The 20,024-nt window shown below is 46.2% G+C and carries 20 protein-coding genes; 8 read left to right on the forward strand and 12 right to left on the reverse strand.

The window, feature by feature from the left end:
* Window positions 1–25: 25 nt before the first annotated feature.
* Window positions 26–1,498 carry an aminotransferase-like domain-containing protein gene (locus AC1DRQ_RS00775; RefSeq protein ID WP_477421681.1) on the reverse strand — a complete coding sequence of 491 codons (1,473 nt, stop codon included), beginning with the start codon at window positions 1,496–1,498 and terminating at the stop codon, window positions 26–28.
* 203 nt (window positions 1,499–1,701) lie between these two features.
* On the opposite strand from AC1DRQ_RS00775, the gene AC1DRQ_RS00780 reads away from it, so the two are divergent.
* Complete coding sequence (locus AC1DRQ_RS00780; protein ID WP_477421683.1) at window positions 1,702–2,352, forward strand: FMN-dependent NADH-azoreductase; 651 nt, start codon at window positions 1,702–1,704, stop codon at window positions 2,350–2,352.
* Window positions 2,353–2,399: 47 nt separating this feature from the next.
* On the opposite strand, the gene AC1DRQ_RS00785 is transcribed toward AC1DRQ_RS00780, so the two are convergent.
* From AC1DRQ_RS00785 to AC1DRQ_RS00795, 3 genes are all read right to left on the reverse strand, one after another.
* Complete coding sequence (locus tag AC1DRQ_RS00785) at window positions 2,400–2,978, reverse strand: TMEM175 family protein (protein ID WP_477421685.1); 579 nt, start codon at window positions 2,976–2,978, stop codon at window positions 2,400–2,402.
* Window positions 2,979–3,104: 126 nt separating this feature from the next.
* Window positions 3,105–3,536, reverse strand: a complete 432-nt coding sequence (locus tag AC1DRQ_RS00790; protein WP_477421687.1) for a GNAT family N-acetyltransferase — start codon at window positions 3,534–3,536, stop codon at window positions 3,105–3,107.
* Between the two features lie 32 nt (window positions 3,537–3,568).
* Window positions 3,569–4,012, reverse strand: coding sequence for a DoxX family membrane protein (locus AC1DRQ_RS00795; protein ID WP_477421689.1), 444 nt, complete (start codon window positions 4,010–4,012; stop codon window positions 3,569–3,571).
* Between the two features lie 463 nt (window positions 4,013–4,475).
* Between AC1DRQ_RS00795 and AC1DRQ_RS00800 the strand changes: the two genes are divergently transcribed.
* The gene (locus AC1DRQ_RS00800) at window positions 4,476–7,682 is read left to right on the forward strand and encodes an error-prone DNA polymerase (protein WP_477421690.1); all 3,207 of its coding nucleotides are present in this window, start codon (window positions 4,476–4,478) and stop codon (window positions 7,680–7,682) included.
* 65 nt (window positions 7,683–7,747) lie between these two features.
* Here the strand turns inward: AC1DRQ_RS00800 and AC1DRQ_RS00805 are convergent, their stop codons facing one another.
* The 3 genes from AC1DRQ_RS00805 to AC1DRQ_RS00815 are packed head-to-tail and all read right to left on the reverse strand — an operon-like array spanning window position 7,748 to window position 11,235.
* A complete protein-coding gene (locus AC1DRQ_RS00805) occupies window positions 7,748–9,448 on the reverse strand; it encodes a CocE/NonD family hydrolase (RefSeq protein ID WP_477421692.1) in 1,701 nt (566 codons plus the stop codon).
* A gap of 30 nt (window positions 9,449–9,478) precedes the next feature.
* Complete coding sequence (locus tag AC1DRQ_RS00810) at window positions 9,479–10,180, reverse strand: LytR/AlgR family response regulator transcription factor (protein ID WP_477421694.1); 702 nt, start codon at window positions 10,178–10,180, stop codon at window positions 9,479–9,481.
* On the reverse strand, window positions 10,177–11,235 hold the full coding sequence (locus tag AC1DRQ_RS00815) for a sensor histidine kinase (RefSeq protein WP_477421696.1): 1,059 nt from the start codon (window positions 11,233–11,235) through the stop codon (window positions 10,177–10,179). Before AC1DRQ_RS00815 ends, AC1DRQ_RS00810 begins: the two co-directional genes overlap by 4 nt.
* Window positions 11,236–11,414: 179 nt before the next feature.
* Between AC1DRQ_RS00815 and AC1DRQ_RS00820 the strand changes: the two genes are divergently transcribed.
* From AC1DRQ_RS00820 to AC1DRQ_RS00830, 3 genes are all read left to right on the forward strand, one after another.
* Window positions 11,415–11,846 carry a fumarylacetoacetate hydrolase family protein gene (locus AC1DRQ_RS00820; protein ID WP_477421877.1) on the forward strand — a complete coding sequence of 144 codons (432 nt, stop codon included), beginning with the start codon at window positions 11,415–11,417 and terminating at the stop codon, window positions 11,844–11,846.
* Between the two features lie 232 nt (window positions 11,847–12,078).
* Complete coding sequence (locus AC1DRQ_RS00825) at window positions 12,079–12,387, forward strand: hypothetical protein (protein WP_477421698.1); 309 nt, start codon at window positions 12,079–12,081, stop codon at window positions 12,385–12,387.
* 39 nt (window positions 12,388–12,426) lie between these two features.
* Window positions 12,427–12,693 (forward strand): hypothetical protein, encoded by a 267-nt coding sequence (locus AC1DRQ_RS00830; protein WP_477421699.1) that lies wholly within the window; start codon window positions 12,427–12,429, stop codon window positions 12,691–12,693.
* 28 nt (window positions 12,694–12,721) lie between these two features.
* On the opposite strand, the gene AC1DRQ_RS00835 is transcribed toward AC1DRQ_RS00830, so the two are convergent.
* From AC1DRQ_RS00835 to AC1DRQ_RS00845, 3 genes are all read right to left on the reverse strand, one after another.
* Window positions 12,722–13,066: a hypothetical protein gene (locus AC1DRQ_RS00835; protein WP_477421701.1), complete on the reverse strand. Its 345-nt coding sequence runs from the start codon at window positions 13,064–13,066 to the stop codon at window positions 12,722–12,724.
* 103 nt (window positions 13,067–13,169) lie between these two features.
* Window positions 13,170–14,192, reverse strand: a complete 1,023-nt coding sequence (locus AC1DRQ_RS00840) for an LLM class flavin-dependent oxidoreductase (protein WP_477421703.1) — start codon at window positions 14,190–14,192, stop codon at window positions 13,170–13,172.
* A 285-nt stretch (window positions 14,193–14,477) separates the two neighbouring features.
* The gene (locus AC1DRQ_RS00845; protein WP_477421705.1) at window positions 14,478–14,657 is read right to left on the reverse strand and encodes a histone H1; all 180 of its coding nucleotides are present in this window, start codon (window positions 14,655–14,657) and stop codon (window positions 14,478–14,480) included.
* Window positions 14,658–14,816: 159 nt separating this feature from the next.
* On the opposite strand from AC1DRQ_RS00845, the gene AC1DRQ_RS00850 reads away from it, so the two are divergent.
* From AC1DRQ_RS00850 to AC1DRQ_RS00860, 3 genes are all read left to right on the forward strand, one after another.
* Window positions 14,817–15,047 carry a S1/P1 nuclease gene (locus AC1DRQ_RS00850; RefSeq protein ID WP_477421878.1) on the forward strand — a complete coding sequence of 77 codons (231 nt, stop codon included), beginning with the start codon at window positions 14,817–14,819 and terminating at the stop codon, window positions 15,045–15,047.
* 78 nt (window positions 15,048–15,125) lie between these two features.
* Window positions 15,126–15,761: a chloramphenicol phosphotransferase CPT family protein gene (locus tag AC1DRQ_RS00855; protein ID WP_477421707.1), complete on the forward strand. Its 636-nt coding sequence runs from the start codon at window positions 15,126–15,128 to the stop codon at window positions 15,759–15,761.
* Window positions 15,762–15,881: 120 nt separating this feature from the next.
* Window positions 15,882–16,175: a hypothetical protein gene (locus AC1DRQ_RS00860; RefSeq protein WP_477421708.1), complete on the forward strand. Its 294-nt coding sequence runs from the start codon at window positions 15,882–15,884 to the stop codon at window positions 16,173–16,175.
* 144 nt (window positions 16,176–16,319) lie between these two features.
* Here AC1DRQ_RS00860 and AC1DRQ_RS00865 read toward each other — a convergent pair whose 3' ends face one another.
* Entirely contained in the window at window positions 16,320–16,910 is a 591-nt protein-coding gene (locus AC1DRQ_RS00865) for a L,D-transpeptidase scaffold domain-containing protein (protein ID WP_477421879.1), read from the reverse strand.
* Window positions 16,911–17,453: 543 nt separating this feature from the next.
* Entirely contained in the window at window positions 17,454–19,994 is a 2,541-nt protein-coding gene (locus AC1DRQ_RS00870) for a cation-translocating P-type ATPase (protein ID WP_477421710.1), read from the reverse strand.
* Window positions 19,995–20,024 lie beyond the last annotated feature (30 nt).

Here is a 20,024-nt window from a genome sequence, read left to right on the forward strand (position 1 = left end):
ATACGCTACAATAGTTCGCATAAGGTCATTTTGCAAATGTGATCTTTTTAAGTATATCGACAGCAAATTCCAATTCCTGTTCATTTAACGAAGCAAACCCAAACCGGAAAGCATCATTTGTCAGATATTTACTTTTCAAATAAGGCAGCCCGATAATACGCAACCCTGAAGTGCTTGCTTTATGGATGATACCGGCAAGCCGATCGTCCTCCTTAAACTTTAACCATAATGCCATACCGCCTTGCGGCTTTGTAAATTCTACCAGATGGCTGAGCTCACTGCTGATGAGGTTTGAAGCATAGTTACAGCGGTAGCCATACAACTTGTTCGCCTTCATGATAAACCTTGAAAACTCACCGCTTTGCATCAGCGATGCTATGGTACCCTCCATCAAACCATCACCCCTCATATCAATTAACATTTTTAATTTAATCGCGCTGTGCAAAAATTCCGCTGTTGCTATCATGTAGCCCAGCCTGAAATTGGCACCGAGTATCTTGGTAAGCGAACCTATATAGATCACATGGCCGTCATGCGCTCCGCTGGCCAGCGGCAAGTACGGGCTGTACTGGTATTGAAAATCGTAATCATAATCATCTTCGATTACAGTTACCCGATGAAGTCTTATAAGCTCCAAGAGTTTGGCCCGGCGGGCGGAGCTCATCGTAACCGTTGTCGGGTGATGGTGATGCGGAATAATGTACAGCAGTTTGATGTTGTTGTTTTCCAAAACATCTGCTATGGCATCAACATCTGCGCCTTCATCATCGACAGGAACAGTTACCAGTTCTGCGCCAAGCTGCCTGAAAACGGCATCCGCTAAAAAATAGTTCGGGTCGGTCACCAAAACTTTATCGCCCGGTTTGATGAGCAGTGAGGCCGCCAGGTAAATGGCCATTTGAGCACCATGGGTAATCATCAGGTTTTCCGGCTCGATATTCAGTCCACGGGTATCATTCAGAAATGATGACAGCGCCTCTTTAATGGCCGGGCTGCCGTCGATATTCCAGCTTGCGTTTGATTTTTTTAAGGTTTGGTGGGTAAGGAGCCGCTTGTATTCTCCCGAAATCCGCTCAACGGGGAATATATTGACGTCAGGGAAACCATCATCTACAATAACCTTAGCATCAATAGCTAATTCGGGAAAAGATGGCACATGTACCAGTTGATCAAAGACAATTGCCGGCTTAGCCTTATAACTTGACTTAGCCTTACCCGCATAAGTCCGGGGTTTGATAATCGGTAACAGCGCAGATACCTTATACTCTTTCCTTTCTTTACTGATGAGCCAATCTTCTGCAATAAGCGTATTATAAGCAGCCATGATGGTTTTCCGGTGCAAATCCAGATCTGCCGCCAGCAGGCGTGTACTGGGTAACTGCATATCGGGCATGAGTATCCCTTTTTGAATTAACAGGACAAGCTGCGAAGCAATTTGCTTGAACACTGCCTCAGGACTGCTTTTGTCAATCTTTAATAAAGTTTTAAAGGGAAGCATAAATAATCAAAGTAATTTTTATCACCGAACATCAAATTACGCTGGTCACTCTGATTAGAAAAAGCTGGTACCCGAAGCGATGAACAGTCGTGTTTAAATTTGTGTTGCACAAATATATTACAATCGGCAGGATATGATAAAAATTCATGCTATATACCTATTGCGAAGCAAAGATCGCCCTTGTTTGAATTAAACGAAAAAAAATGAAGAACTTATTGATTATTAATGCAAGCCCGAGGGGTGAACGCTCAGTAACCAGAAATCTCACCAGATTGTTTGTTGACAAATGGATAGAAACCTATCCTGATGATACGATCTACCATCGCGAGGTTGGCCAGGAACCTATACCACATGTATCTGAGTTATGGATTTCAGCAGCGTTTAAACCTGCAGCGCTGAGAACTGAAGATGAGATTGATGTATTGAAAATGAGCGACAAATACATTGCTGAACTCAAAGCAGCGGACGTGATCGTATTAGGAACGCCGATGTACAACTGGTCTGTCCCGAGCGTATTAAAAGCCTATTTAGACCAGGTGATCAGGGCTAACGAAACCGTAAAAATGCGGCCCGATGATCCGCAAAACCCCTACAGGGGTTTATTGAAGGATAAAAAAGTTTACCTCCTGTTTAGCAGGGGAAACGCGGGTTATGAAAAAGGCGAATATTACGCGCACATGAATTTTCAGACTGAATATCTTAAAACAGTTTTTAAGATCATGGGGCTCACGGATATTCAGGAGATAGCGTTAAATGGAAGCGCCTTTGATCCGGAGGTGTATGAGCAATCAAAAAAAGATGTTTACCATCAAATAACCGAAATGGCTACGGATGGCAAGATCGTAGTTGAATAAGGTTCTTCGCCAAATGATACGGTACGGGTTCCACACCTCGTACCGTATCATTGGATAACTTGCTTCTCGATACGCCTGTCCGGTATAAACCAGATACAGGCGACGATGGCATATAATATACATGTCACTAAGGGCAACCACCATGCAATTATTATCGCAATAACGTAAATTAGGGTAGAAAGCTTTCCTTTCCAGTCGTCCCTAAGAGCCTGCGCCAATTCGGAGTTTGATTCACTATGGCTTGCTAAAATGCCTGCAAGTATACGATAAGCTATCCCGGACATCAGGAGTAAAAACCCATATACTGCTATCGGCACCCGCTCAAAATGATTAGCAGCCATCCATTCCGTACCGAAAGGAATGAGCGACAGCCAGAAAAGCAAAAACAGGTTCGCCCATAATGCGCTACCGTTAATGGAACTGACCAGATAGTGCATGTGATGATGATTGTTCCAATAAATACCCACGTAGACAAAACTCAATAGGTAGCTCAGGAAAAACGGAGCAAGCGGGATGAGCGCGCTCAGGTCATGACTGTGTTCGGGTACTTTCAACTCCAGTACCATGATTGTAATAATAATAGCGATAACCCCATCGCTGAAAGCTTCCATGCGTCCTTTTTTCATTTGGGTAGAATTGTATGTGCAGCTGTAGCCAAAATGGCTGCAATTGGCAGGATCGTAGCTTAATAAATATGAGCTCAAAGTTTCTAAACCGATATCAATACTTATGGGTATTGATATCGGTTTAAATTAGTTAATGGCTTTGGCAAAATGGTTACACGCCAAATAGTAACCCTTATTCAGATATAATCTGTGCGCCGGGTGCAGCGTGTAACCGCTATCCAAATGAATGCTTTGTATTCCTTCATCCGTAGCATGGTGGGTAACATAATCTAACAAAGTACCGGCAAAGCCCTGATTTCTGCATTCAGGAAATGTAAACAGGTCATCAACATAGATCATAGGCCCCGTACGAAGCATGTTTAACTTTCGGTAACCTATAAATGCACCGGCTTTCGTATTATCCGCATTCGGTAAGAAAACCAATTCAAATCCTTCCTGGTTGATCATCTGAAAAACCTGATCAACTACTGTTTCCGGATCGAGATTTGGTCGAAATTCGAGGATCGCTTCTTTACAAAATTCAATATCAGCTTTAGTGATCGCCTTCCTGCATTCCATAATTAGTTCTAATTTTTATAAATATAATTGAGTTATAAAGATCTTTTTTTGATATAGTTATCAATACTCCACTCATGATGATCGAGGCCAGAAAGCACTAGCGCTCCCCCTGTAAAAACAAAAACAGGATAACTGATCGGAGCACTTATGCTCACAAATATGGCCATGCAAAGACCGAAGCTTAGGGTAAGGATACCTGTACCTAATGCAGCTTCTTTGATTCTGTAGCCTACGATAAGGAGTATCCCAAATACAAATTCAGTAATTGTGGCCACAATGCCCATCACATTGGCTATTGGCCGATTTGCAAAAGGAATAAGCGTATGGGTATAATCAACGAAATGCTTCCAGTCACCCCATGCTACGCCGGAATCGGGTGGGCCCAATAAACCTAATCTGTCCATTACAGCCATTAAAAAGCTAACTGCGATAGCTAATCGTAATAAAAACTGGCCTGCTCCCGCGATATGCTTCATTTGATTTTGAGTTTAAAACCAAAGTTAACTCTGGCATATTTAAGTCTCAGGTACCAGTTAACACATTTTAAAGGGGCCAGTCAACTATGGAGTTAACTTGCGTAAAAAAAAATCAAGTCTTTAATGTTAAAACTAAATAGGCAGCATAATCACGAAAAGTTGATTGGGAAAGCCCAAAGATATTTATCGACCTGTTCGCTTTCAGTAGCGGAAATTGCTTATCAATTGGGTTTTGAGCACTCGCAGTTAAGCCAATTGTGCTCGAACCAAAAAGTGCCTTTATACGCTCTAAACGCAGATTGAAAAAATGGCCAAAATAGAAAAACGACCTTTACAATATCGTAAAGGCCGTTTTGTGCGCCCGCCTGTGCTCCAACCGACAAACTTAATATCATCAATGGGTTAAAATTGTAAATATGTTTAGATTTGCTAAATTTGTTAGTAATTATTTATCTTGTTATAGATGAAATATAGCGAATTACAGGTGACCTCTAATTTCAGCTTTCTCCGCGGGGGCTCGCACCCGCATGAACTGGCGGAGCAGGCGGCGGCTTTGGGTTATTCGGCTATCGCTATTACGGACAGGAACTCCCTGGCGGGGATCGTGCGGGCGCATATGGCAGCTAAGGCTGCGGGTATCCGTTTTATAACTGCCTGCCGGCTGGACTTGGTTGATGGGGCAAGTTTGCTGGCCTATCCAACGGATATTGCTGCTTATGGCCGTTTATCAGCGCTACTAACTTTGGGCAATTTGCGGACGGAAAAGGGCAAATGCGAATTGTACAAGGCGGATGTTTACGCGCATAGCGAAGGGATTTTATTTGTTGCGGTGCCGCCGGATAAGTTGAACAGTCGCTTTGAACTGGATGCCGGTTTTTTGGGTGATTTGTCGGAATACCGGCGGGCTTTCGGGCGTTCGCTTTATTTGGCGGCCTCTTTTAACTATCAGGGGCAGGATGCCAAGCGGCTGTTCCGGTTGGCGGAAACGGGTGTGCCGTTGGTAGCTACCGGGGATGTGCATTACCATATCGCAGAGCGGCGGGAATTGCAGGATGTATTGACTTGTATAAGGGAAAAGTGTACGATCCATACGGCAGGCTTTCACCTGCACCCCAATGCGGAGCGGTTTTTAAAGCCATTGGATGAAGTAGCACGGCTGTTCCGTGGGTATCCTGGTGCCTTAGCTAATGCGACTGTTATTGCAGATGCCTGCCGTTTTTCCTTAGATGAACTCAAATACCTGGAACCGGAAGAGCAATTGGTCGACGGTCTGACGCGGCAGCAGCGTTTGGTGAAACTGACCTGGGAACGGGCGAAAGCCTGTCTGGGCGACCCGGTACCGGAAAAGCACCGTCAGCAGATCGAATTTGAGCTGGCTTTCATCGAACGGCGCAACCTGGCCTGGTATTTTTTGCGGGTGTATAAAAAAACGCAAAAGGCGGAGGACTTGGGTATCCTGCACCAGGGGCGCGGTTCGGCAGCGAACTCCACGGTTTGTTTTTGTTTGGGCATTACGGCGGTGAACCCGGCCAAATCCAGGTTATTGTTTTCGCGTTTTATGTCGGAGGCGCGGGACGAATGGCCGGACATCGACGTGGATTACGAGCATGAGCGGCGGGAGGAGATCATCCAGTTTATTTATGAGGATTACGGGCGCGACCGGGCGGGAATTGTAGCGACGGTGACGCAGGAACGGCATAAGGGCGCGATCCGGGACGTAGGTAAAGCGATGGGGCTTTCGGAAGATACGATCAAACGGATCGGCGCGACCATTTGGGATTTTTGGGAAGAAGGTTTTGATGAGAAACGATTGCGCGACCAGGGGTTGAACCCTAAAGACCCGCTGATCCTGAAGGTGTTGCAGCTAACCTGCGAACTGATGGGTTTCCCGCGGCAGTTGGGCCAGCACACAGGCGGGTTCGTGATCACGGAAGGTAAACTATCCGACTTCTGCCCGGTGCTGAATGCGCGGATGGAAAACCGCACGCAGGTGGAATGGAACAAGGATGACCTGGAAGATTTGGGCATCCTGAAAATCGATGTGCTGGGTTTGGGGATGCTGACCATGATCCGTAAGGCTTTTGATCTGGTGTTAGCGCATTACGGTATCCAGCTGACTTTAGCCAATGTGCCGCAGGATGATCCGCTGGTTTATGATATGATCTGTAAAGCCGACACCATCGGGGTGTTCCAGATCGAGAGCCGGGCGCAAATGTCCATGCTGCCGCGTTTAAAGCCCCGCTGTTTTTATGACCTGGTGATCGAAGTGGCGATTGTACGGCCTGGGCCTATCCAAGGCGATATGGTGCACCCGTACCTACGGCGTCGTAATGGCGAGGAACCGGTGGTTTACCCGTCTAAAGAACTGGAAGAGATATTGGGCCGGACATTAGGGGTTCCGCTTTTTCAGGAGCAGGCGATGGAGATCGCGATTGTGGCGGCAGGTTTTACCCCGGCGGAAGCCGACCAGTTACGGCGCAGTATGGCCTCGTTCAAGGCGAACGGTAAGCTGCACCTCTACGAAAAGAAAATGGTGGAGGGGATGGTGGCCCGTGGTTATGAAGAAGATTTCTCCAGGCGGGTGTTCAAGCAGTTGCAGGGTTTCGAGGGTTATGGTTTCCCGGAGAGCCACGCGGCTTCGTTTGCCTTATTGGTTTATATTTCTTCCTGGCTGAAATGTCATTACCCGGATGTGTTTTGCGCGGCGCTGCTGAACAGCCAGCCGATGGGTTTTTACCAGCCGGCGCAGATTGTGCGGGATGCACGCGAACACGGGGTACAGGTCTTACCCGTGGATGTAAACTATTCGGAATGGGACAATACGCTGGAACAAAAAGGCGGGAAGTTTTATACCGTGCGTTTAGGTTTCCGCCAGGTCAAAGGCTTAAGGGAGGACGATATGGTGCAGTTAGTAGCTATGCGGGAGGACGGTTACCGGCATATTGACCAACTAAGGGCGGCGGGGGTGCCGGAAGCGGCGCTGGAAAAACTGGCGGACGCGGATGCGTTCCGTTCTTTGGGTACCGACCGGCGAATGGCTTTGTGGGAGGTTTCGGCTTTGGCGGATAGGCCAGTCGGGCTTTTTGACGGGCAATTATCGGAAACGGTTTTAGAGTTGCCGGTGGAATTGCCGGCAATGACGCGCGGCGAGCATGTGGTGCAGGATTATATTTCGACGGGGCTTTCGCTGAAAGACCATCCTATTGACTTGGTCCGTCCGCAATTGACACGGTTGCGCAATGTGCGGGTGAGCGATTTGTTGTATAAAAAAGATGGCGATATGGTCTGTATTGCGGGTTTGATCACGGTGCGGCAACGGCCTGGAACGGCCAAAGGCGTATTGTTCATGACATTAGAGGATGAAACGGGTTCGGCTAACCTGGTGGTCTGGCAATCGCTCTTTGATAAATACCGCAAGGAAATCGTGCAGTCGCGGTTGCTGATGGTGGCGGGAAAATTGCAAATTGCCAATGGGGTAACGCATTTGGTGGTCTATCGCTGCTTTAACCTGACGACCTTGCTGCGGAGTTTGACGGAAACGCCGGTTGATATGCCGCAGACACTGGCGCGGGGCGATGAAACAACCAAACCGCTCAATTATGACGGGCGTTCCACTTCACCGGCAATATCGGCCGAGGGGGCGTTTCATAAAGGGCGGAATTTTCATTGAGCATCATTATTGCCGTAGAAATGGAACAACTGGACAGACAGGTGATATAATACTTTAACTTATTGTTATCGCAGCACCGGTATATTAATATAGCTATCATTAAACCACTTTATTGCTAAAGGCGTTTTGGCGTCTTTTATGCTTTCATCGCTCACATTTTTACCGGTGCCGTAATTGATCTGCTCAAAAGGGCTTTTGTTAATGTTAAGCACTATTACAATTTTACTGCCTTTGCCTAAGCGCCTGCTGGTGATATAGGTATTGCTGAAAGGGATGCTTTCCATTTGCCCGGGCGTAAGCAGGCTGCGTTTCTCGGTACTCGTTGCATAGCTGGCCCTGCCCATAAAATACGACAGGAAAAAATATTTCCCATCGGGCATCTGCTCAAACAGTAATACATGGTAATCCATATCTTTTTTATTGATGATGGTTTTCAGCAGACCTGAGAAAGCCCCGCTGATGGTTAATGGATTGGTTAATGGTGCGCTGGTGAAAACCATTCCGCTGGTATTCAGACTATCGTAAATGATTTGGTTTTCGTAATAATAACTGCTCAAACCATCACGGTTGGCAAAGTCTATCTTTTGTGACGGCGCAGCCTTTCTTAGTGGCTTAAGCGGGGAAAGGTGGGGACTATCGAGATAGAATTTCAGGGTATCGGTACTCATTTGTTTTAGCGAAGGTACGTGCCGCCACTCATTGTCCCCCATCACCTCAAAGTTAAACCTGTTTTGCAGTATCGCCGGTTTCGGCCTGTTTTTAAACACATAGTCAAACCATTGGTAGATAACCTCATGGATATTGATCCGTGCAACACTGTCAATTCGATAGCCGTTATAAACCGAATCGGGGTACCCCTGTGATCCAAAGTGGCCGTAAGGGCCTATCAGCACGTACTGATCTGCTTTGGGGTTATGCTTCATCAGTTCGCGGTAATAGTACATTCCGCCTATCTGACCGCCATCGTAGTAGCCTGTGGTCGTGAGAACCGGAATATTGATATTGGCGAACTCCTTTTTATAGGGGATCATATCCTGCCAGTATTTATCGTAGGTGGGGTGCGCTACCCAACGCTGAAACATGGCGTTAGCGCCCCGGCCGGTTAAACTGTCGAGCGAGCGGTAAGCATAGCCCTCGTTGTACCATTTCCAGTATAGGTCGCCCCATTGCGGGCTACCGTAATCTTTTTGGTCGAGGAATTTATTGTTGCCGGTATAATACGTCCAGGGGAACACAAAGCTCATTTGCACGTTGTTGGTCATAGGTACATCCAGCCCGGGCGCCACCGCGGCCGATGGCACAATGGTTTTAAGCGCCGGGTGCAGTTTTTTGGTTGCTGCCCATTGGGTAAAGCCGTTGTAACTGCCGCCGTACATACCCACTCTGCCATCGCTCCAGGGTTGTTTGCTTATCCAGTCTATCACGTCGTAGGCATCGCGGCCATCTGTTTCGTAAGCCAATACTTCGCCGGGGCTGTTCCACTTACCCCGGGTGTAGGCCATTACACCAACGTAACCTTTACCGGCAGCCTCCTGTATCTTTAGGGTATCGCTGCGGCGGGCGTATATGGTGAACTGGAGAATAGTGGGCAACTTCACTGTTACGCCTTTTTTGCGGGCCGTCATTATGGTAACAAATGCGCCGTCGCGGGTTTTAAGGAGTATACTATCGCAGATATATTGCCCCTTATGCGGTCGGTTTTGTGCTGGTACCATATTATAAAAAGCAAGGCATAGCAGTAGGAGGGAGAATATTTTTCTCATCATTTTAATGGCGTTAATGTGTATTTGTTATGTTTATTTACCTGCGGCCCAAAGCTTGAATTTTACCGATTGCCGTTCGGAAACCTCCAGTTTGGTGCCTGTATGAAGTGTTATTTTTAAACGGTTGCCGGTGTTGGCCCCAATTTCCCTGATGAATTGCCGGTTGACGATCTGTGCACGGTTTATCCTGAAGAAGAGCTCGCCATTCAGCCGGCCCGCTAATTGGTTGAGCGAGCTTTTCAGGAATACGTTTTTATCGCCGTAAAATATCCGGGCATAATTATCCATCGATTCAATAAGGTGTACGGAATTCCATTGAATAAAATGGTACTGCTGCCTGTCCTTCACAAATATTTGCCCGCCGGTATCCGTTTTACCCAGTCTCTCCCTTGTTTGTGCTATCGCTTTTTCAAAACGTTCTTCGCGGATGGGTTTCAGTAGATAATCAAGCGCGCTCACCTCGAAGGCCTTAATGGCATACTGATCGTAGGCGGTGGTAAATATCACGAGAGGTACCCGGTCTACCGATTCGAGCAGCTCAAAACCCGATCTTTCAGGCATTTGGATATCTAAAAACAGTACATCCGGTTTCAGCGATGCAATCATCTCCATGGCGTCATCCGCATTCGATGCCTCACCTGCCAGTTCAAAATCGGGGTAATGAGCAAGCAGGCGCTTTACCTCGTTGCGTGCGGCGCGCTCGTCATCAATGATCATTGCCCTTATCTTTTTCATGCTGCCGGTATTTTAATGGTCGCCGATACCGTTCCTCCTGTCTCATTCATATCAAAAGCGGCTTCGTTTTGATAATGAAGTTGCAGGCGTTCATTCAGGTTTTTCAACCCCAGTCCCTGGAGTTCTCTGGCTGGCGTAAGTGTACCCGGATTACTCACACTGATGTTTAGATAACCATTAGCTTTCAGAATAACTATACGGATCAATCCGCCGTTTTTTTGCTTGCCGATACCATGTTTAACGGCATTTTCGGTGAGGGTTTGAATACTCAGGCGGGGGAGGGCAATGTTCAGTAAAGTATCGTCAACTTCGATATGATATTGTAAACGCTCTTCAAAACGGAGCTTTTCCAGCTCCAGGTAATCGCCGGCCAGGCCGAGTTCTTCTTTTACCGTAATCAGTTGCTTATCGCCGTGGTAAAGCGAGTTTCGCAATAATTCCGACAGCAGATCCACCGCCCGGCGTGCCGACTTGGGGTCATCACTAATTAAAGCTTTGATATTATTAAGCGAATTGAACAGGAAATGGGGGTTAAGCTGCGCTGATAAATTGTTCAGCTGCGCATCGCGTGTAATAAGTGCCAGCCGGGCATTTTCTTGAGCAATGCTGATCTCGCGCTGCGCATAATGGTACAGGTGATAAGCCAGCAGCCAGATAGACATCAGCCTGATACCGGCCACTAAAATGCCGTCCCGGTAAAAATCAAAAAACTCCCCAAAAGGTTTTGAAAGATTGGGCTGCAGCCATAACCTGATATAGTAAATTTTTACCACCGTTACCAAAAGGTAAACAGTGCCTAATACCAAAATGGCCGGTACCAGCCTGGGCAGCAATTTATTTAAGCCCAGGTTTTGCCAGCCCCTGCTTAGCGCGAAATTGCGGTAAAGATGCGTGACGAATATGTAAAGACATACATCGGTGCTAAACTGTAGCACGCCCAGCGCCCAGTTGAATCCTCGCGGGCTATAACCCGCATACCCCCAGTAAAGTGCGGCAACAGACCAGCCAATGAGCTGGCATTTCCAGTAAAGCGATAGGGTGGTGCTTTTTTTCAATTTTGATTGTCTGTTATTTACATACCAAAGCAACAAAAACTATTATAGAGTTAAAAGATAAAGTACATAAGTGCGGTATTTATGGAGATAAACGCGTTACGGGTTCCATTCTTGCGATTTACTGCAGAACCTTCGATATTGATAAACATCAATGAATTACGGTTGTCAAAGAATTACACCTGAAACTTTCAGTCAATGGAGAATTACGCCAAAACGGGCGTGCGAAAGACATGGTTTGGCATATCGATAAGGTCATTGAACGATCGCTATCGGTAAGGGGCCAAAAGAAAAGTTTTTATCAGGATAAAATGATTAACTTATTCGAAGGCAATTGCATCCCGGCAAACAGCATTGTCATCACCGGAACGCTGGCAGGAGTTGTGTTTAATGCGCCAACGAAAGGCTTCATTTTTGGTACGGTTACCAAATACGTATTCACGGGTGGATTTTTCAGCGCGAAAATGCACCCCTATATTTTGCAGCAATACCTGAAAAAAGAAATGACAAATCCGCGCTATCTCAAGCCCGGGGATCAGGTAGAAAGTTCCATTAGCTATCTGGGAACGATAAAAACGAGCGTTAAAGAATACGTTCCAAAAGTACCGAAATAGAAAAGCGTATAACCGGCATAGTGAAAACGCTTTTGAATTCTTTGCATGTAGCCTGAAAAATAAGCAAGCAGGTATATTCGTTGGCGGGTTGGGTGGTTTAATGGCCATCTGACCCGTTTCATGGTTGTATTAATTAAGTTTTTTATATCTAAATTAGGTAGAAACTTCGACGGCCAAAACTAAAAGGCACGTTGTTGTCAAACCGAATGGAGTAAGTAAACTTAATAATCACATGACCGATCCTCAATCCCTGATAAAAATAGAGGCATTTATAAGAACGATAGTTCAGCCTGATGTGGAAGAATGGGAGGCTTTTACGAAGATCGTGCAGTTCAAAAAACTAAAGAAGAAGGACCTGTTATTAGAGGAAGGGCAGGTTTGTAATTTTATAGCTTTTCTGAATTCAGGTGTCTTGCGGGAATACTCCTATCAGAATGGAAAGGACCGGCAGGGTGAACGGCTACCGGAAAAGGCAATCGCCGAGCTTTTGAGTACGGGTGAAATTTCCCGGCATCTCAAAAAGTCACGCAAGATTTATTAGGAGCGGTTAGAGAATACCTGCCGGCTGCTTCGGGAGCAGTTGAAAGAATATTTAACGTTTGACCGACCGAACGGAGGACTGGCTATCTGGGCAGCCTACAAAAAGCACATCAATGCCGGAACGGTTGCCCTGCATGCAGGAAAGCTGGGGCTATACATCAGCGATGGCAGTAATTATTTTTTTCAACCTGATATTTCGATGCCACACGACTTCATACGCATCGGTTACTGTTCTTTAGACGAAACGGAAATGGCCGGTGCAATTGCTATATGGAGACAGGCGCTTAGCCCATTTGCTGCAAAATGACAGGTGAAAATTAGCAACAACTACCTTATTATTCATAGCTGCACTTCTCTTTATCCTGCAAAGTATGTTTAGCTAATTCGATATTATGTGCGGTTAACATTTTGCCATCATCGGAAATAGCAAGGAGTGCTAAAACAAAAGCATTCACCAATAGTTGTAGCCTGTTGGTATGGTATTTAATTTCACTTGCCTTGTCTTTGGAAGCCATGATGGTGATCTGAAGCTTCTTGGTGATCAAATCCAGGTTAAAATGATTACTGATCTTATATGCATAATTGGTAACGTCTACCGCCGAGTTATTTGCCCAGGAATCAAAAAATGCCTGTTTGATCACTTCGTTCCAGTCCATATGATCATTCGCTGTAGTTGCCATAATGATGGTTTAATATTAATTCCCTATTACAAAAATAGGCTATTTGGATAACATCAAGTCAAAAAGGGCCCGATGGTATAGGGATTTATGGTGACCGGCTTATTTATCGCCAGCCCAATGCAGGGGCAACATGCCGCAGAATAGCAGATAGTACATGGACATTGTAATCAACGCCCAACGTGTTCGGTATGGTCAGGAGCAGCGTATCTGCTTCCTGTATCGCTTCGTCCCGGGCCAATTCTTTGATAAGCTGCCCGGGTTCGGCGGCATAAGTCTTTCCGAAGACCGCCCGTTGATCAGCTTCGATGTAACCAAAGCTGTCTGCCCCTTTTCCTTGCTGTCCAAAGTATTGTCTGTCTTGTTCCGTTACCAGTGCAAAAATGGAGCGGCTTACCGAAACCCTTGGCTGGCGCTGGTGCCCGGCTTTTTTCCAGGCGTCTTTATATAACCTGATCTGTTCCGCCTGCTGGATATGGAAAGGTTTACCGCTTTCGTCAAATTTTAGGGTAGAACTTTGCAGGTGCATGCCGTTCGCTGCTGCCCAAACCGCCGTTGCATTAGAAGCAGCTCCCCACCAGATACGTTCCCGCAGTCCGTCCGAATGCGGCTCCAGGCGTAACAACCCTGGCGGATTAGGGAACATGGGGTACGGGTTGGGCTGTGCAAATCCGGCACCCTGTAATTTATCCAAAAATTCCAAAGCCTTCCTGCGTCCCATCTCTGCATCGGTTTCTCCTTCGGCAGGTTCATAACCGAAATAGCGCCATCCTTCGATGACCTGCTCGGGCGAGCCCCGGCTGATGCCCAATTGTAAGCGCCCACTGGCGATCAGGTCAGCAGCACCGGCATCTTCCACCATATACATGGGGTTTTCATAACGCATATCGATCACGCCGGTCCCGATCTCTATTTTGCTGGTTTTGGCCCCAATAGCCGAAAGCAGCGGAAATGGCGACGCCAATTGGCGCGCAAAATGATGGACCCGGAAATAGGCGCCGTCCAACCCAATTTCTTCTGCGGCAACCGCCAGATCAATGGACTGCAGCAGGGTATCGCCTGCGGTATGGGCTTGATAGGCGGGATGGTCAGACCAATGCCCGAATGATAAAAATCCTATTTTCTTCATCAAATGCTCAATATTTAACAGCAAATGTAAGCGTCCTGGTGTTGCGCGCAAGTCACAGCTGAGTAATAATGAATTCATTCGGCACCGGGCTAAACAGCTTCCGTTTTCTGGGTGTAGCCTAGTGCTTTAAAATCATCCGGGGACATCCTGGTTGAGTTAACTCATGCTTACTACGGCCGTGCCTGTTTGAATTTAGGACTTGTTCATCTGGCCGCTTAAAAAAGGTAAAGCATAAAGCCCCGGCCATTAGCTGGCCAGGGCTTTCCCAAAACAGTTTTTTCTTGTTTATTTTACTTCGTTCTTTTTCTCTGTTACTTCTTTACGGATGTCGGTTGCCGTGTTTTTTAATTGCTGCATCGTGTTTCTCAGCCGCGTTCCAGCTGCCTTATTGCCTTTGTTGAAAAAGCTTTGGGCATCATTTTCCGCTGTCTCTACCAGCTCTTTAAGTGCATTGAATTTTTCCATGTTGTAATTTGTTTTTAAGGTATGGAAACGCCGTGAGTGGTTTACATATTGTGATTCTCTTTTTGATTTTTTTTAAAGCGGGAGAAAAAAAACTCTTGAAGTAGGAAAAAGCCTGTTGACCGGCAATGCTCCGACGGCGAAAACCTTTATCCTGGTTCCCTGGGGGGTAAAGGTCATCAGGCAGTAGCTACTGTTGCTGAAAACCAATTAACCCCGCAAGCCAAAGCCCAGATCCAAGAACTGTTGGGAACGCAATCCTTAGTTGATGTGGCCACCTGGGCAGGCGAAGTCCGGAACGAACCCACTTTTAAAGCACAAGGTGAAAGCAACCTATGCGGTCTTGCTACAATAAAACAAACATTCTTTTGCGTAGGTAGTTCCATACTTTAGGAATGAGGTTTGCTTATTGGTAAAAATGAATGAGGGAAATCATTTTGTATTTTTGCCACTTTTAATACATTTCATTAAATGGAATTTGGTAAGATAATTATTTTAAATGGAGCGCCAAGGTCAGGTAAATCGAGTATTGTAAAAGTCGTGCAAAATACCTTTGATGGTATTTGGCTGAATATAGGCGTAGATATGTATGTCGATCATATTACCCCGCCCGGTTTACAACCCGGATTAGGGTTAAGGCCCGGAGGTGAGCAGCCGGAGTTGGAGTCTTTTGTCTCAGATTCTTATGCTGCGCTGTATGAGTCGATCGCCATACACAGTAAGCGTGGCTTAAATGTTATCGCGGATGTTTGTCACCATGATAACTATAGTAGGCCGTTACATATTCTGCCCGGTTGTGCGGGAATATTAGCTGATCATGACGTTTTTTTCGTGGGGGTTAAATGCGCTGTTGAAGAAATTATGAGACGAAGAAACAAACCTGGCCAGGACTCCACGAGAAATTACGTGACGGGCACAGTGGAAACACCTGTCCCACCACAGGTGCTGCTCTGGGAGCAGGTGCATGTACCCGGCATTTATGACTTGATAGTTGATACTTCCTCAGCTAGCGCTGAAACCTGCGCTGAACTCATACGGGAACGATTATTATCCGAAACATCGCCCGACGCCTTCAGAAGGCTCGCCTTGTTACCTATTATTACATAGCTCTTTGGCCCCGGAGCGTGAAATGAACTTGCATGATTGACTGTTTAACGAAAGGCACGGCTGATCAAAAACAATAAACACCGGTGCGCTGTTATCCTTTTATAACCTTAAAATTTCGTTATGAAACAGATGGAAATTGATGAGGATAAGAAGGTTGCGGTAAATTTTGATGCGGACAACCTGTCGATGGAAATGCGGGAATTGAGGCCGGTTGTTTTCCGGAAAGGGGATGCCTACTGTTGCCTGTTAGGCCCTGATCCGCAGAAAGGAGTCTTCGGCTTTGGTTGTACGGCAGACGAGGCACTTGCGAACTGGCAGCATAACCTTAGCGAAACGATGCTGAGCGCATCCGAAGATGACGAATTTGCCTGGTATCTTCATCATGCGCTCCGTGTCTCCAACGAAAAAGTTTGATTAGGAAACGGAGCAGTCCGATGAACAATGAAACAGGTTATGTGCCTGCTATAATACTGCCTATGAAGATAGCGCCAGATACGGAAAATACGGATTGGTAATGAGGTATGATTGTATACCGCTTTGATCAGGTAGCCTGCTTTTTTAAGGGTTAAACATAGCGCCACTTAACAACTCAAGCTGATGCTTTAAATCCTGATAGGCGCCTGATACCGGCTGGGCTGTCTCCAAAATTTCTTTAAAGCCTTTACCCTGTATTGCACTCCGCAGCAACTGCGACGCAATAAATTCATTTGCGCTTGCAGTATCCAGGTAAGAGGCCGGAAAATCCGGGTTAAGCTTACCGTAATGCAAGTTGTTGATCATATACAGCAAGGCATCTGTCAGCAGGATATCAAAGCTGGATTTCCGGTCATTTCCAGTTTGATCGAAATGTGTGCTGAAGTAATATAATTTGTCGGCTAACAGTTCGTCAGGATGGTAGTCCTCGTATGCAAGGCCGAACGGGAATACACAATCCAGCATCAGCATCGCCTCCGTAGCTGGTGTCCTGATACTGCCGGGGGCTAGCCATAAAAGCCGGTAACCATTTTGCTGATAAAAGCGTGCGACTGATTTGGGATAATATAAATCATTTTTATGGCTTGTCAGCTGACTTTTTAGTGATTCAGCTATTGGCGTATCAACGTAAGCAGAAAGGCGCCGACAATATAGATTTAAGGTTGTCGCCCGCAAACTGATCGGAAATATCGAAATAATCAGATAAGCCAGCAGCCTTAAGGTTCTGTAAAGTTTGTTCCCTGACCATGTCTGTCTTGTACCCTGCGTTTCCATGACGATGAATATTTATTACTGTAAATATCCTGCTTTGCACCGCTGTAAATAATGATAATCATCAGGTCAGGAGTTGATAGGCAGCATCCTTTTAAGCGCTATAAACTTTTCGGGAACGGTTGTTGGGAACAGTACCAACGAAAAATGAGCGGGACACAAAACGCGGATATGTTCTATTCTGGCGACGGTGGAAAAATTAAAAAAAAGCGGAACCGGGATCTCCGGTTCCGTGATATGGCAGGGCCTCAGTTAATAAAGACGAAGTGTCCTGCTTCTCTACCGAAACAGGAATAAATTCCATCCATCGGGTAATACAAATATAGTTTAAGGCTTAGATTGAAAACCGGTGATCGGTCACACATGGTATTGATTTTAATCATTTATAAGTGGTTGGTTTCCTGACATTGCGTGGTCTGCGGAGATTTTTGGATTGGAAAGCTTATTTTAGCTCAAAACAGATCTTTTTCCTGGTTTTAAAAGTTCAACCCAGATCACCGATAGTATACCCACGCCCGAACTGATGGATAGTTGAATAAAACTTAAAGGTTCAAATCCAAAAAACGTTGCCAAGGGATGGATATAAAATAATAGTCCGGAAACAATTATAGTGATCCCGAGCACAACAGGTACCAGGTTATTCCTGTATTTAATGGTGGTTAATAAGGAATAATAAAAGGAACGGTTTACCAAAGTCAGCAGGATATTGGCAGCGATCAGTGTGCCGAATACCATCGTACGGGTAACGGGTTCATTGGCGTGTTGGTACACGGCAATCCAGTAGGTACTTAAAGTCCCGGCGGTGATAACCAATCCCTGAATGACACTTGTTATAAGCTCTTTTCCGTTAAAAAAGGTTTGGGTAAATGCCCGGGGCTTTTGCAGCATGCTATTCTTTTCCATAGGTTCATTTTCATACACAATAGAACAGGTGGGTCCCATGATCAGTTCGAGAAAAATGATATGTACGGGTGAAAAAATATTGGGATAGACCCAGCCGAGGATCAGTGGAATAAAAACCGTGAGGATAATAGGAATGTGGATGGAAATGATATACTGAATGGCCTTTTTAAGATTGGCGTATATCCTTCTGCCCATGGCTACCGCATCTGTCATTTTTGACAGGTCATCATCGGCAAGTACGAGAGAGGCAGCTTGTTTGGCTATCTCTGTTCCTTTTTTGCCCATCGCAATGCCAATATGTGCGGCTTTTAATGCGGGCCCGTCATTTACCCCATCCCCGGTCATGGCCACAATCTGGTTATCAGTTTTCAGGGCTTGAACCACCCTCAGCTTAGCCTCCGGGAACATTCGTGTAAATACATTGATTTGGAGAACAGTTTCCTGTAACTCCTCATCGCTTTGTGTCATTAATGCTGCGCCGTCTATACATTTATCATATCCCCTGAACCCGATTTGCCGGGCAATGGAGGTGGTTGTCGCCGCATTGTCGCCGGTAATGATCTTAACCGCTAAACCTGCTTTGTAGAATACTTTCAGTACATCTGTAATATTTGCTTTGGGTGGATCGTAAAAAGCCACGATCCCCTTAAATGTGAATTTGAATTCCTGCTGACTGGCAGGGAATTCATCGTCTCCGAAAATGGCTTCCCCAACGCCTAAAACCCGGTAACCATCATCGGTTAGTGTTGCAATCGCAGTCATCGTATGCCGGTGCTCCTCTTCGCTCAGTACACATAAACGCATGATGGCTTCCGGAGCCCCTTTGGCGGCAATAATCCGATGCCCCGAACCATCAGCGAAAATATGGGTCATCATGGGCGGCTTGCCGCCCAGTGGGTATTCATGGATCATATGATAAAGCGGCCTTTCATCAGCCGCAAATATTTGCGAATAAGTATGGTGCAGGGCAACCTCCATCGGGTCAAATGGTACGGGCTCACTGGCCCACATGGCCATCCTGATGAGTTCCTGTTCATTGGGATCAAACAGCGCTGCATCATCAGCAATTCGATTTGATCGCAAAGCGAATGCACCGGCCAGGCTCATCCTGTTCTCGGTGATCGTTCCCGTTTTGTCTGTGCAGATTACTGTAGCGCTGCCGAGGGTCTCCACTGTTTTCATTTGTTTGACCACGATCCCCATTTTCATCAGCCGCCAGGCGCCGATGGCCATAAAGGTGGTAAAGGCTACCGGTATCTCTTCCGGTAAAATGCTCATTGCCAGTGTAAGACCTTTTAGCAGGCTATCCAAAATGAGGGCCGAACGGTAATAATTGATGGCCCAGACAATCAGGAATATGACAACACCCGCAATCACCATTTTCTTGACAAAACTACCGATCTGCAATTCAAGTGGTGTAGGCTCTTCGGATATGGCTTCCAGGCTTTTGCCAATTTTTCCCAGCTTGGTTTCATGGGCAATGGCTGTTACTGTGGCAATGGCTAATCCGCTGGCCACCGTGGTGCCCCGATAAATAAAATGGTCACTTTGTCCGGGATCTTTATAAACGGGTAGTGATTCCCCGGTGAGGATGGATTCATTAACGGAGAAATCATTGGACTGAATGATAGTGGCATCGGCCATAATGGCTGCACCTTCTTCAACTACCAGGCTGTCACCAACAACCACTTCGTCGGATCTTATACTTACTGTTTTGCCGTTCCGGATAACACTGCAGCCGGCCTGTGTATAGTTCCTGAGCTGTTCCAGCGCATTGCGGCTCCGGGAGTCCTGATACAGAGAAATAGCCGAAACCAGTATGATCGCGGCGGTCAGAAAAAATCCATCACCGGTATTGCCGCTGATAAAATAAATCCCTGAGGTTGCCAGCAGCAGCAGGACCATAGGCTCTTTGGACAAGCTTTTGACCGCATCAAAAAAGCGATTACTCTTTTTATAAACCAACCGGTTAAGGCCGAAACGTTGTCGGGCTTCGTTTACTTGCACATCATTCAGTCCGCTTATACCAGCTATTTTTGCGGTTGAAGATCCGGGACGAATGGTAATAGGCGTAGTTTCCATCATTTATTTTTTAGGCATCGGTTACCGTAATTA

This window comes from Mucilaginibacter sp. P4_E8, from assembly GCF_056401495.1.